Here is a 12,142-nt window from a genome sequence, read left to right on the forward strand (position 1 = left end):
CTGGCATCCCGGGCCCGAGCCAGGCGTTAGTCGTCTCCCACATTTCGAGCTGGGAACACTAGAATAGAGCCGACGTACCTATTCAGAATCCCGAGATGCCCGAACCCGTCGAAACTCAAGCCCTAGAGCACTTGCCGCTGGACGAACTGGTCGCCTGTCACGAATGCGACCTGCTGATGCGCAAGCCGGTGCTTCAGCATGGCGAAAAAGCCCAATGCCCACGCTGTGGCTACGAGCTCTATGCCCACCGGCACAATGTGGTCAACCGCAGCCTGGCCTTGGTGCTGACAGCCTTGCTCCTGTTTGTGCCAGCCAACTTCCTACCCATCATGCAGTTGCACCTGCTTGGCCAGACTTCGGACGATACCGTCTGGAGTGGTGTGCTGGGCCTGTACAACTCGGAAATGCGCGGCGTCGCCGTGGTGGTGTTCCTGTGCAGCATGGCCATCCCCTTGCTCAAGTTGCTGTGCCAGCTGGCTGTGCTGTTGAGCATCCGCCTGAATGTCGGGCGCAGTTACGGGCTGCTGTTCTACCGCATTTATCACCACCTGCGGGACTGGGGCATGCTCGAGGTCTACTTCATGGGCGTGCTGGTGGCGATCGTCAAGCTGGTGGACCTGGCCGAGCTGAGCGTTGGCCTGGGCCTGTTCTGTTTCATCAGCCTGTTGTTGATTCAGGTCTGGCTCGAAGTGGTGATGTCGCCACACCAGATCTGGAGTGCATTGTCGGGGGAGGATCTCCATGCGGGCGATTGATGCAGGCATTCTGGTCTGCAATGAATGTCATGAACTGAACCGCCAGGATGCCGAGAGCGATTCGCAGACCTGTACACGTTGCGGTGCCATCGTGCACGCTCGGCGCCCCAATAGCATCATACGTACCTGGGCGCTGCTGATCACCGCCTCGATTCTATACATCCCGGCCAACCTGCTGCCGATCATGACCGTCAGCACCCTGGGGCAGGGTAGTGGCGACACCATCATGTCTGGCGTCATTACCTTGCTCAAGCACGGCATGGTGCCGATCGCCGCCGTGGTGTTCATTGCCAGCATCCTGGTGCCTACCTTCAAACTGGTTGGTATTGGCCTGCTGCTGTATTCGGTCCAGCGCCGTCAGCCACTGTCGGCAAGGCAACGGATCCTGATGTACCGCTTCATCGAGTTCATAGGGCGCTGGTCCATGCTGGACATCTTCGTCATCGCGATTCTGGTGGCGGTGGTGAATTTCGGCCGTATCGCCAGTGTCGAAGCCAACCTGGGCGCTATCGCCTTCGCAACTGTGGTGATTCTCACGATGCTTGCTGCTTTAACTTTCGATCCCCGGCTGATCTGGGATAACACGGAGTCGGATGACGACCATGAGTGACATGCCAACGGCTAAAACCCGCCCTGCCTCGAATTGGTCGGCCATCTGGATCCTGCCGCTGATCGCGCTGATGATCGGTGGCTGGCTGGCCTGGCAGGCCTACCGCGATGCAGGCGTGGAGATCGAAGTGCGTTTCGAGTCCGGTGAAGGGATCGTCGCCAACAAGACCGAGGTGATTTTCAAAGGTATGCCCGTCGGCAAGGTCAGCAAGCTTGTGCTCGATGCAAAGGGCGAGAAGCAGGGGGTGATCGCCACCATCGAGATGAACAAGGCCGCCGAACCGCACCTGAACAAGGGCACGCGCTTCTGGCTGGTCAAGCCGAGTGTCAGTCTGGCCGGTATCTCAGGCCTGGAGACGTTGGTATCGGGCAACTACATCGCAGTGAGCCCAGGGGAAGGTGAGCCCACCAAGCGCTTTACCGCACTAAAGGTCGCGCCGCCGCTGTCTGACAGCGAGCCAGGTCTGCATCTGACGCTCAAGGCCGAGCGCCTGGGTTCGCTCAATCGGGACAGCCCGGTGTTTTACAAGCAGATCCAGGTCGGCCGAGTTAAAAGCTATCGCCTGTCTGACGACCAGAGCACGGTCGAGGTCAAAGTGTTCATCGAGCCGGCCTACGCTAGCCTGGTGCGCAAACACACACGTTTCTGGAATGCCAGCGGCATCAGCATCGACGCTGATCTGTCGGGCGTTAAAGTGCGCAGCGAGTCGTTGTCGAGCATCGTGGCCGGCGGCATCGCCTTCGCCACGCCGGAATATCGCAAGGACAGCCCGCCAACCGACCCGAGCCTGCCGTTCCGCTTGTATGAAGACTTCGATGCTGCCCAGGCGGGTATTCGTGTCAAAGTGAAGCTCAGCGACTATGAAGGCCTGCAGGCCGGTCGTACGCCAGTCATGTACAAGGGCATTCAGGTTGGCTCGTTGAAAACCCTGAAGATGGAAGACAACCTGGCCAGCGCTACGGCCGAGCTGACGCTGGACCCGTTGACCGAGGATTACCTGGTCGACGGTACGCAGTTCTGGGTGGTCAAACCGTCCATTTCCCTGGCGGGTATCACCGGTCTGGAGGCGCTGGTCAAAGGTAACTACATCGCCATTCGTCCGGGCGAGAAGGGCGCCAAGCCACAACGCGAGTTCGAGGCCCGGGCCAAGGCGCCGCCGCTGGACCTGAAAGCACCAGGCCTGCACCTGGTGCTGTTCGCCGATACGCTGGGCTCGCTGGAGATCGGCAGCCCGGTGATGTATCGCCAAGTCAAGGTCGGTAGCGTGCAGAGCTACCAGTTTGCCCGCAACAGCAACCGTATCCTGATTGGTGTGCACATCGAGAAAGAGTACGAAAACCTGGTCAACGGCTCTTCACGCTTCTGGAACGTCAGCGGTATTACCCTGACCGGTGGCTTGTCGGGTATCAAGATCAAGAGCGAGTCGCTGCAAACCCTCATGGCTGGGGGTATCGCCTTCGACACGCCTAAGCCTAACGTTGCGCTCAAACGGCACATCCCGCGCTTCCGTCTGCTGGAGAGCCAAGAGGCGGTCAACCGTACCGGTACCCTGGTCACCATTCGGGTTGACCGTGCCGACGGCCTCAAGCCGGGTACGCCAATCCGCTTCCGTGGGCTGGATGTGGGCGTCGTCGAGAGCGTGGACCTGACAAAGGACTTGCAGGCGGTATTGCTGCGAGCGCGTATCACCGAGGCGGCTGATCGCATTGCCCGAGCCGGCACGCAGTTCTGGGTGGTCAAGCCCGCACTCGGGATTGTACGTACCGAGAACCTCGATACCCTGATTGGTGGGCAGTACATAGAGGTACAGCCGGCAGTGAAGGATAAAGGCCCGCAGCGTGATTTCATTGCGCTGGGAGAAGCGCCTGAGGTCCTGGGTGAGGAGGTTGGCCTCCCGTTGACCCTGAGCGCGCCGCGCCGCGGCTCGATCAAGCCGGGTGTACCTGTGACCTATCGCGAGGTGGCGGTGGGCAAAGTGACCGGTTTCGAGCTTGGCCAGACCGCAGACCGCGTATTGATCCACATCCTGATCGAGCCTCGCTATGCAGCCTTGGTTCGCGGTGGTAGCCGGTTCTGGAACAGCAGTGGCTTCGGCTTCGACTGGGGGCTGTTCAAGGGCGCCACGGTGCGCACCGAGTCACTGGAGACGCTCATTGACGGCGGTATTGCCTTCGCCACGCCAGAAGGCGAGCAGATGGGCAACCCGGCTCGGCCGCAGCAGACCTTCGCCTTGTTCGACAAGCCGGAGGATGCCTGGCTGCAGTGGGCACCGAAGATCCAGATCGCCAAGTGACAGTGCTGCAGGGCCGCCAAGCGCGGCCCTGTTTTTTTGCAGCCGTTGCAGAAATCACAGGCATAAAAAAACCGACCCAAGGGTCGGTTTTTTCGACAAGCGTCGCTTAGGCAGCTGCAGCTTCTTTCAGCGCCTTGATGTGGCCATTCAGACGGCCTTTGTGGCGAGCAGCTTTGTTCTTGTGGATGATACCTTTGTCGGCCATACGGTCGATTACAGGTACAGCCAGAACGTAAGCGGCTTGCGCTTTTTCGGCGTCTTTTGCGTCGATGGCTTTAACTACATTCTTGATGTAGGTGCGGACCATGGAACGCAGGCTGGCGTTGTGGCTGCGACGCTTCTCAGCCTGTTTTGCACGTTTCTTGGCGGAAGGTGTGTTGGCCACCGTCGAGCTCCTCGAAAGACTTTAGGTAAATAGCAAACAAAATAGGCCGCGAATCATGCCGATGAGTCGACCGGATGTCAAGGCCACCTGCAGGGTTCCGCCGAGTGGTGCAGCAACAGCCGGGAAATATTCCTTTCTGCCGTGCTACCTGTACACTCGGGAATTTTTGGCTCCCCTGCGAAGGCGCGGGAGTATCGCACATTCGGACGCTGTCTGGCAGCGCCCTCTGTCTCTGGCGTGAATCTTTTCGATGAATCTGCTCAAATCCCTGGCTGCAGTCAGCTCCATCACCATGATTTCGCGGGTGCTGGGCTTCGTGCGCGACACCATACTGGCCCGTGTTTTCGGTGCGGGCATCGCCACCGACGCTTTCTTCATCGCCTTCAAGCTGCCCAACCTGCTGCGGCGGATCTTTGCCGAGGGGGCATTTTCCCAGGCGTTCGTGCCGATCCTGGCCGAATACAAGACCCAGCAGGGCGAGGAGGCGACGCGTACCTTCATCGCCTATGTCAGCGGCCTGCTGACCCTCGTGCTGGCCCTGGTCACGGCTGTCGGCATCCTCGCCGCACCTTGGGTGGTCTGGGCGACCGCCCCGGGCTTTGTCGACAGCGCCGAGAAATACGCGCTGACCACTGACCTGCTGCGGGTCACGTTCCCTTATATATTGCTGATCTCGCTGTCGTCCCTGGCCGGCGCGATTCTCAATACCTGGAACCGCTTTTCCGTGCCGGCGTTCACCCCGACGCTGCTCAACGTGGCGATGATCATCTTTGCCGTGCTGCTCACGCCGTACTTCAACCCGCCGATCATGGCCCTGGCCTGGGGCGTGCTGGCCGGTGGCCTCGCCCAGCTGCTGTACCAACTTCCGGCGCTGAAGAAGATCGGCATGCTCGTGCTGCCGCGCCTCAACCTGCGCGACGCTGGCGTATGGCGGGTGCTCAAGCAGATGCTGCCGGCGATCCTCGGGGTCTCGGTGAGCCAGATCTCGCTGATCATCAACACCATCTTCGCCTCGTTCCTGGTGGCAGGTTCGGTGTCGTGGATGTACTACGCCGACCGCCTCATGGAACTACCTTCGGGCGTGCTCGGCGTGGCGCTGGGCACCATCCTGCTGCCGACGCTGGCCAAGACGTACGCCAGCAAGGACCGCGAGGAGTATTCGCGGATCATGGACTGGGGCCTGCGCCTGTGCTTTCTGCTGGTGCTGCCGTGCACCCTGGCCCTGGCGATCCTTGCCGAGCCGCTGACCGTCGCGCTGTTCCAGTACGGCAAGTTCACCGCCACCGACGCGGCCATGACCCAGCGCGCGCTGATCGCCTATTCGGTCGGTCTGCTGGCGATCATTCTGGTCAAGGTACTGGCACCAGGCTTCTATGCGCAGCAGAATATCCGTACGCCGGTGAAGATCGCGATCTTCACCCTGGTCTGCACCCAGCTGTTCAACCTGGCTCTGATCGGCCCGCTGCAACACGCCGGCCTGGCCCTGGCGATCAGCCTGGGTGCCTGCCTTAACGCAGGCCTGCTGTTCTGGAAACTGCGCAGCCAGCAATTGTTCCAGCCGCAACCGGGCTGGACGTTGTACCTGCTCAAGCTGGTGCTGGCAGTTACCCTGATGGCTGCGGTGCTGCTGGTAGGCATGCACTATCTACCAGCCTGGGAACTGGGCAACATGCTGGAGCGGTTCCTGCGCCTGGGCGCGCTGATCGCGGCGGGTGTGGTGACCTATTTCGGTTGCCTCTACCTGTGTGGTTTCCGGCCCCGGCACTTCGCCCGCAAGGCCCTGCATTGAGGTAGAACGCGGGTCAGGCGTCGGTTTTTCGCATTCCACGCCACCCCTTGGCGCTGCCGCCTGTCACCGGCGCCCGGGTGTGGTTATAATCGGCCACTTTATGAGCAAGAAGCGCGTTATGCAGCTGGTTCGAGGTCTTCACAACCTGCGCCCCGAGCACCGGGGCTGTGTCGCCACCATTGGCAACTTCGACGGGGTTCACCGCGGCCACCAGGCTATCCTGGCGCGCCTGCGCGAGCGCGGCCAGGAGCTGGGCCTGCCGACCTGCGTGGTGATCTTCGAGCCACAGCCGCGCGAATACTTCGCCCCAGACACCGCACCTGCCCGGCTGGCACGCCTGCGCGACAAGGTCGAACTGCTGGCCGCCGAAGGCATCGACCGGGTCTTGTGCCTGGCGTTCAACCAGCGCTTGAGCAAGCTCAGCGCCGATGCGTTCGTCAAGGCGATCCTGGTCGACGGCCTGGGTGTGCGCCACCTCGAAGTGGGCGATGACTTCCGCTTCGGCTGCGACCGCGCCGGTGACTTCGCCTTCCTGATCGCTGCCGGCGAGCAGTACGGGTTTACCGTCGAAGCTGCCAACACGGTGATCCAGGACGGCCTGCGGGTCAGCAGCACCGAGGTGCGCAAGGCGCTGTCCGAGGGCAACTTCGAGCTGGCCGAGCACCTGCTGGGCCGCCCATACCGTATTACCGGCCGCGTGCTGCATGGCCAGAAGCTGGCCCGCCAGCTGGGTACGCCGACTGCCAACATCCAGCTCAAGCGCCGCCGCGTGCCGCTGTCCGGGGTCTACCTGGCCAGCATCGAGATCGACGGCAAGGCCTGGCCGGGTGTCGGCAACATTGGCGTGCGCCCGACGGTGGCCGGTGACGGCCGCCCGCACCTCGAGATTCATCTACTGGATTATGCCGGCGATCTGTATGGCCGGCGCCTGACGGTGGAATTCCACCACAAGCTGCGTGAAGAGCAGCGATTCGCCTCCCTGGAGGCGCTGAAGTCGGCGATCGATGCGGATATCGCCGCCGCACGTGCACATTGGCACGCTCAACCGCTAACGAAGAGCCCGAAATGACCGACTACAAAGCCACGCTAAACCTTCCGGACACCGCCTTCCCCATGAAGGCCGGCCTGCCTCAGCGCGAACCGCAGATCCTGCAGCGCTGGGACAGCATTGGCCTGTACCAGAAGCTGCGCGAAATTGGCAAGGATCGTCCGAAGTTCGTCCTGCACGACGGCCCGCCCTATGCCAACGGCAAGATTCACATCGGTCATGCGCTGAACAAGATCCTCAAGGACATGATCGTCCGCTCCAAGACTCTGTCCGGCTTCGACGCGCCGTACGTACCGGGTTGGGACTGCCACGGCCTGCCGATCGAGCACAAGGTCGAGGTCACCCACGGCAAGCACCTGACCGCCGACCGCACCCGCGAGCTGTGCCGCGAGTACGCCGCCGAGCAAATCGAGGGGCAGAAGACCGAGTTCATCCGCCTCGGCGTGCTGGGTGACTGGGACAACCCGTACAAGACCATGAACTTCGCCAACGAGGCCGGCGAAATCCGCGCCTTGGCCGAGATGGTCAAGCAAGGCTTCGTGTTCAAGGGCCTCAAGCCTGTGAACTGGTGCTTCGATTGCGGTTCGGCCCTGGCCGAGGCCGAAGTCGAATACGCCGACAAGAAGTCCCAGACCATCGACGTGGCATTCCCGGCCGCCGACGAGGCCAAGCTGGCCGCCGCCTTCGGCCTGGCCTCGCTGGCCAAGCCAGCCGCCATCGTGATCTGGACCACCACCCCATGGACCATCCCGGCCAACCAGGCGCTGAACATCCACCCGGAGTTCAAGTACGCCCTGGTCGACACCGGTGAGCGCCTGCTGGTACTGGCCGAAGAGCTGGTCGAGTCGTGCCTGAAGCGCTACAACCTGGAAGGCTCGGTGATCGCCACCGCCCAGGGCTCTGCACTGGAACTGATCAACTTCCGTCACCCGTTCTACGACCGCCTGTCGCCGATCTACCTGGCCGACTACGTCGAGCTGGGGGCCGGCACCGGCGTGGTTCACTCCTCGCCAGCCTACGGTGAAGACGACTTCGTCACCTGCAAGCGCTACGGCATGGTCAACGACGACATTCTCACCCCGGTGCAGAGCAACGGCGTGTACGTCGAGTCGCTGCCGTTCTTCGGTGGCCAGTTCATCTGGAAGGCCAACCCGGCCATCGTCGACAAGCTGAGCGAAGTCGGTGCGCTGATGCACACCGAAACCATCAGCCACAGCTACATGCACTGCTGGCGCCACAAGACTCCGCTGATCTACCGTGCCACTGCCCAGTGGTTCGTCGGCATGGACAAGCAGCCGAGCACTGGCGAGCCGCTGCGTGAGCGTGCACTCAAGGCCATCGAAGAGACCAAGTTCGTACCGGCCTGGGGCCAGGCGCGCCTGCACTCGATGATCGCCAACCGCCCAGACTGGTGCATCTCGCGTCAGCGCAACTGGGGCGTGCCGATCCCGTTCTTCCTGCACAAGCAGACCGGCGAGCTGCACCCGCGCACCGTCGAGCTGATGGAAGCAGTAGCCAAGCGCGTCGAGCAAGAGGGCATCGAAGCCTGGTTCAAGCTGGACGCTGCCGAACTGCTGGGTGACGAAGCCGGGCAGTACGACAAGATTGCCGACACCCTGGACGTCTGGTTCGACTCCGGTACCACCCACTGGCACGTGCTGCGTGGCTCCCACGACATCGGCCACGCCACTGGCCCGCGCGCCGACCTGTACCTGGAAGGTTCCGACCAGCACCGCGGCTGGTTCCACTCCTCCTTGCTGACCGGTTGCGCCATCGACGGCCACGCGCCGTACCGCGAACTGCTGACCCACGGCTTCACCGTGGACGAAAGTGGCCGCAAGATGTCCAAATCGCTGGGCAACACCATCGAGCCGGAGAAGGTCAACAACACCTTGGGCGCCGACATCCTGCGCCTGTGGGTTTCCGCGACCGACTACTCGGGCGAGATGGCGGTTTCCGAGCAGATCCTGCAGCGCAGCGCCGATGCCTACCGCCGTATCCGCAACACCGCGCGCTTCCTGCTCTCCAACCTGTCCGGCTTCGACCCGGCCCGCGACCTGCTGGCCCCAGAAGACATGCTGGCCCTGGACCGTTGGGCGGTGGACCGTACCCTGCTGCTGCAACGCGAGCTGGAAGAGCACTACGGCGAATACCGCTTCTGGAACGTCTACTCGAAGATCCACAACTTCTGCGTGCAGGAGCTGGGCGGTTTCTACCTCGACATCATCAAGGACCGCCAGTACACCACCGGCGCCAACAGTGTCGCCCGCCGTTCCTGCCAGACCGCGCTGTACCACATCAGCGAGGCGCTGGTGCGCTGGATCGCACCGATCCTGGCGTTCACCGCCGACGAAATCTGGCAGTACCTGCCGGGCGAGCGCAACGAGTCGGTGATGCTCAACGGTTGGTACCAGGGCCTGACCGAGCTGCCGGAAGGCACCGAGCTGGATCGCGCCTATTGGGATCGCGTAATGGCCGTTAAAGCCGCGGTCAACAAAGAGCTGGAAAACCAGCGTACTGCCAAGGTCATCGGCGGCAACCTCCAAGCCGAGGTCACCCTGTTCGCCGAGGAAGGCCTGAGCGCTGACCTGAGCAAGCTGGGCGACGAACTGCGCTTCGTGCTGATCACTTCGGCCGCCAGCGTGGTGCCGTTCGCCCAGGCGCCGGCCGAAGCCGTGGCCACCGAAGTCGAAGGCCTCAAGCTGCAGGTGGTCAAGTCTGGTCACGTCAAATGCGGCCGTTGCTGGCACTTCCGCGCCGACGTCGGCAGCCACCCGGAACACCCGGAAATCTGCGGACGCTGCGTCGATAACCTGACCGGTTCGGGTGAGGTGCGCCACTATGCCTAACCCTGCAGCAGGGCGCTTCGGGCGCCTTGCATGGCTGTGGCTGAGCTTGCTGGTCCTGGTCCTCGACCAGGCCACCAAGCTGTACTTCAACAACGCCCTGACCATGTACCAGCAGATCGTTGTCATCCCTGACTACTTCAGCTGGACCCTGGCCTACAACACCGGTGCTGCCTTCAGCTTCCTCGCCGATGGCGCCGGCTGGCAGCGTTGGCTGTTCGCCCTGATCGCCGTGGTGGTCAGTGCCGTGCTGGTGGTCTGGCTCAAGCGCCTGGGGCGCGGCGAGACCTGGCTGGCGGTGGCGCTGGCATTGGTGCTGGGTGGTGCGATCGGCAACCTGTACGACCGCGTCGTGCTTGGCCATGTGGTCGACTTCATCCTGGTGCACTGGCAGAACCGTCATTACTTCCCGGCCTTCAACCTGGCCGACAGCGCCATTACCGTCGGTGCGGTGATGCTGGCGCTGGATATGTTCAAGAGCAAGAAGTCCGAGGATCCGGTCCATGACTGACACCCGTATCGGCCAGAACACCGAAGTCACCCTGCACTTCGCGCTGCACCTGGAAAACGGCGACACTGTCGACAGCACGTTCGACAAGGCTCCGGCCACCTTCAAGGTGGGCGACGGCAACCTGCTGCCAGGTTTCGAGAGTGCCCTGTTCGGCTTCAAGGCCGGTGACAAGCGCACCGTGGTGGTGGCCCCGGAGAACGCCTTCGGCCAGCCTAACCCACAGAACGTGCAAGTCATGCCGCGGTCCCAGTTCGAGGGCATGGAGTTGTCCGACGGGCTGCTGATCATCTTCAACGACGCCGCCAACACCGAGCTGCCGGGTGTGGTCAAAGCGTTCGATGACAACCAGGTGACCATCGACTTCAATCACCCACTGGCTGGCAAGACCCTGACCTTCGAGGTGGAGATCCTCGAGGTGAAGGCCCTGTAAGCCTGGAGCCGAGCATGCAAATCAAACTCGCCAACCCGCGCGGCTTCTGCGCGGGGGTCGACCGGGCGATCGAAATCGTCAACCGTGCGCTGGAAGTCTTCGGGCCGCCGATCTATGTGCGTCACGAAGTGGTGCACAACAAGTTCGTGGTGGAAGACCTGCGCAACCGTGGCGCCATCTTCGTTGAAGAGCTGGACCAGGTGCCGGACGATGTCATCGTCATCTTCAGCGCCCACGGTGTGTCCCAGGCCGTGCGCCAGGAAGCCGCCGGCCGTGGCCTGAAGGTGTTCGACGCGACCTGCCCGCTGGTCACCAAGGTGCACATCGAAGTGGCCAAGTACAGCCGCGATGGCCGTGAGTGCATTCTCATCGGCCACGAGGGGCACCCTGAGGTCGAGGGCACCATGGGTCAATACGACGGCAGCAACGGCGGTGCCATCTATCTCGTCGAAGACGAGGACGATGTTGCCCAGCTGCAGGTGAACGACCCGGACCACCTGGCCTTCGTCACCCAGACCACGCTGTCGATGGACGACACCAGCCGCGTCATCGATGCCCTGCGCGCACGCTTCCCGAACATCGGCGGCCCGCGCAAGGACGATATCTGCTATGCCACGCAAAACCGCCAGGATGCGGTCAAGCAGTTGGCCAGCGAGAGCGATGTATTGCTGGTGGTTGGCAGCCCCAACAGCTCCAACTCCAACCGCCTGCGCGAACTTGCCGAGCGTATGGGCACCCCGGCCTATTTGATCGATGGCGCTGAGGACATGCAGCGCGGCTGGTTTGAGAAGGCGCAGCGGGTGGGTATCACTGCCGGTGCTTCGGCTCCCGAAGTGCTGGTGCAGGGTGTGATCGAACAGCTCAAGGCCTGGGGCGCTACCGGCGCCGAAGAGCTTGATGGGCGGCCGGAGAACATCACGTTCTCCATGCCCAAAGAGCTGCGGGTTCGCTCGCTGATCTGAGTCAGGGGCCTGCGCACAGGGAGTCTGCTTTTTCACCTGTGCGCAGGTCTACTCGTCCAGCCCTTGATACCACTACCTGGTATTTGCTGATCGCAGCAGAAGCCTCGCAAACGCTCAGCGTCGCGCCAAATTGCCCCACTGGCATTCCCAGAGCACCGAATTTCACCTGTCCCTTGGTGTTTTCGATGATTCTCATCGACCGCGTCAGCCGATATTCGCGCAGCACTTGCTGATTGTGCTCCAGCTGCACAAGCCAGCCCTTACCCCAATCATTTTCCAAAGGCCGCACAAGCACAGGCTGGCTTTGCAGCATGGCGTGGCTGCGCGCGCTGCGAAGGGCCTGGGCCAGATCTCGGGCTGCTGCAGCTCTGTGTAGGTCATCGCTCAACCTGGCGTAGGCCGGCATGCCGAGTTGTGTCAGCAAGGCGGCCATGGCCAAGGCGAACATCATTTGTAACAGTGTTACTCCACGTTGCTTCACCGTGCATTCCTCCCTGGAAGTGCTTGGCTATA

General features: G+C 62.2%; 11 protein-coding genes. 9 read left to right on the plus strand and 2 right to left on the minus strand.

The features are described from left to right. Window positions 1-95: 95 nt before the first annotated feature. Genes APH28_RS24020 through APH28_RS24030 form a run of 3 tightly spaced genes read left to right on the plus strand, consistent with a single transcriptional unit; the run spans window position 96 to window position 3,658 of the window. Entirely contained in the window at window positions 96-755 is a 660-nt protein-coding gene (locus APH28_RS24020) for a paraquat-inducible protein A (RefSeq protein WP_060512969.1), read from the plus strand. Beyond that, window positions 742-1,365 carry a paraquat-inducible protein A gene (locus APH28_RS24025; RefSeq protein WP_060512970.1) on the plus strand — a complete coding sequence of 208 codons (624 nt, stop codon included), beginning with the start codon at window positions 742-744 and terminating at the stop codon, window positions 1,363-1,365. Before APH28_RS24020 ends, APH28_RS24025 begins: the two co-directional genes overlap by 14 nt. Continuing rightward, window positions 1,358-3,658 carry a PqiB family protein gene (locus APH28_RS24030; protein ID WP_060512971.1) on the plus strand — a complete coding sequence of 767 codons (2,301 nt, stop codon included), beginning with the start codon at window positions 1,358-1,360 and terminating at the stop codon, window positions 3,656-3,658. The genes APH28_RS24025 and APH28_RS24030 overlap by 8 nt, the downstream gene beginning before the upstream one ends. Before the next feature lie 106 nt (window positions 3,659-3,764). On the opposite strand, the gene rpsT is transcribed toward APH28_RS24030, so the two are convergent. Then, complete coding sequence (rpsT, locus tag APH28_RS24035) at window positions 3,765-4,043, minus strand: 30S ribosomal protein S20 (protein WP_003247625.1); 279 nt, start codon at window positions 4,041-4,043, stop codon at window positions 3,765-3,767. Between the two features lie 250 nt (window positions 4,044-4,293). On the opposite strand from rpsT, the gene murJ reads away from it, so the two are divergent. The 6 genes from murJ to ispH all read left to right on the plus strand — a co-directional run bounded on the left by murJ (window position 4,294) and on the right by ispH (window position 11,629). Further along, window positions 4,294-5,832 carry a murein biosynthesis integral membrane protein MurJ gene (gene murJ, locus APH28_RS24040; protein WP_060512972.1) on the plus strand — a complete coding sequence of 513 codons (1,539 nt, stop codon included), beginning with the start codon at window positions 4,294-4,296 and terminating at the stop codon, window positions 5,830-5,832. Between the two features lie 118 nt (window positions 5,833-5,950). Further along, window positions 5,951-6,901 (plus strand): bifunctional riboflavin kinase/FAD synthetase, encoded by a 951-nt coding sequence (gene ribF, locus APH28_RS24045; RefSeq protein ID WP_060512973.1) that lies wholly within the window; start codon window positions 5,951-5,953, stop codon window positions 6,899-6,901. Continuing rightward, window positions 6,898-9,729, plus strand: a complete 2,832-nt coding sequence (gene ileS / locus APH28_RS24050; protein WP_060512974.1) for an isoleucine--tRNA ligase — start codon at window positions 6,898-6,900, stop codon at window positions 9,727-9,729. The genes ribF and ileS overlap by 4 nt, the downstream gene beginning before the upstream one ends. Next, window positions 9,722-10,237 (plus strand): signal peptidase II, encoded by a 516-nt coding sequence (gene lspA, locus APH28_RS24055; protein ID WP_060512975.1) that lies wholly within the window; start codon window positions 9,722-9,724, stop codon window positions 10,235-10,237. Before ileS ends, lspA begins: the two co-directional genes overlap by 8 nt. Further along, window positions 10,230-10,667, plus strand: coding sequence for an FKBP-type peptidyl-prolyl cis-trans isomerase (gene fkpB, locus APH28_RS24060; protein WP_060512976.1), 438 nt, complete (start codon window positions 10,230-10,232; stop codon window positions 10,665-10,667). The genes lspA and fkpB overlap by 8 nt, the downstream gene beginning before the upstream one ends. 14 nt (window positions 10,668-10,681) lie before the next feature. Beyond that, window positions 10,682-11,629 carry a 4-hydroxy-3-methylbut-2-enyl diphosphate reductase gene (gene ispH, locus APH28_RS24065; protein ID WP_060512977.1) on the plus strand — a complete coding sequence of 316 codons (948 nt, stop codon included), beginning with the start codon at window positions 10,682-10,684 and terminating at the stop codon, window positions 11,627-11,629. 1 nt (window position 11,630) lies between these two features. On the opposite strand, the gene APH28_RS24070 is transcribed toward ispH, so the two are convergent. Further along, complete coding sequence (locus APH28_RS24070) at window positions 11,631-12,110, minus strand: GspH/FimT family pseudopilin (protein ID WP_060512978.1); 480 nt, start codon at window positions 12,108-12,110, stop codon at window positions 11,631-11,633. Window positions 12,111-12,142: the final 32 nt, after the last annotated feature.

The organism is Pseudomonas sp. NBRC 111124 (assembly GCF_001320245.1).
Classification (GTDB): Bacteria; Pseudomonadota; Gammaproteobacteria; order Pseudomonadales; family Pseudomonadaceae; genus Aquipseudomonas.

Excerpts from the sequence above, each read along its gene's own strand:
- APH28_RS24020 (WP_060512969.1), top strand. The coding sequence starts at position 96 with ATGCCCGAACCCGTCGAAACTCAAGCCCTAGAGCACTTGCCGCTGGAC.
- APH28_RS24025 (WP_060512970.1), top strand. The coding sequence starts at position 742 with ATGCGGGCGATTGATGCAGGCATTCTGGTCTGCAATGAATGTCATGAA.
- APH28_RS24030 (WP_060512971.1), top strand. The coding sequence starts at position 1,358 with ATGAGTGACATGCCAACGGCTAAAACCCGCCCTGCCTCGAATTGGTCG.
- murJ (WP_060512972.1), top strand. The coding sequence starts at position 4,294 with ATGAATCTGCTCAAATCCCTGGCTGCAGTCAGCTCCATCACCATGATT.
- ribF (WP_060512973.1), top strand. The coding sequence starts at position 5,951 with ATGCAGCTGGTTCGAGGTCTTCACAACCTGCGCCCCGAGCACCGGGGC.
- ileS (WP_060512974.1), top strand. The coding sequence starts at position 6,898 with ATGACCGACTACAAAGCCACGCTAAACCTTCCGGACACCGCCTTCCCC.
- lspA (WP_060512975.1), top strand. The coding sequence starts at position 9,722 with ATGCCTAACCCTGCAGCAGGGCGCTTCGGGCGCCTTGCATGGCTGTGG.
- fkpB (WP_060512976.1), top strand. The coding sequence starts at position 10,230 with ATGACTGACACCCGTATCGGCCAGAACACCGAAGTCACCCTGCACTTC.
- ispH (WP_060512977.1), top strand. The coding sequence starts at position 10,682 with ATGCAAATCAAACTCGCCAACCCGCGCGGCTTCTGCGCGGGGGTCGAC.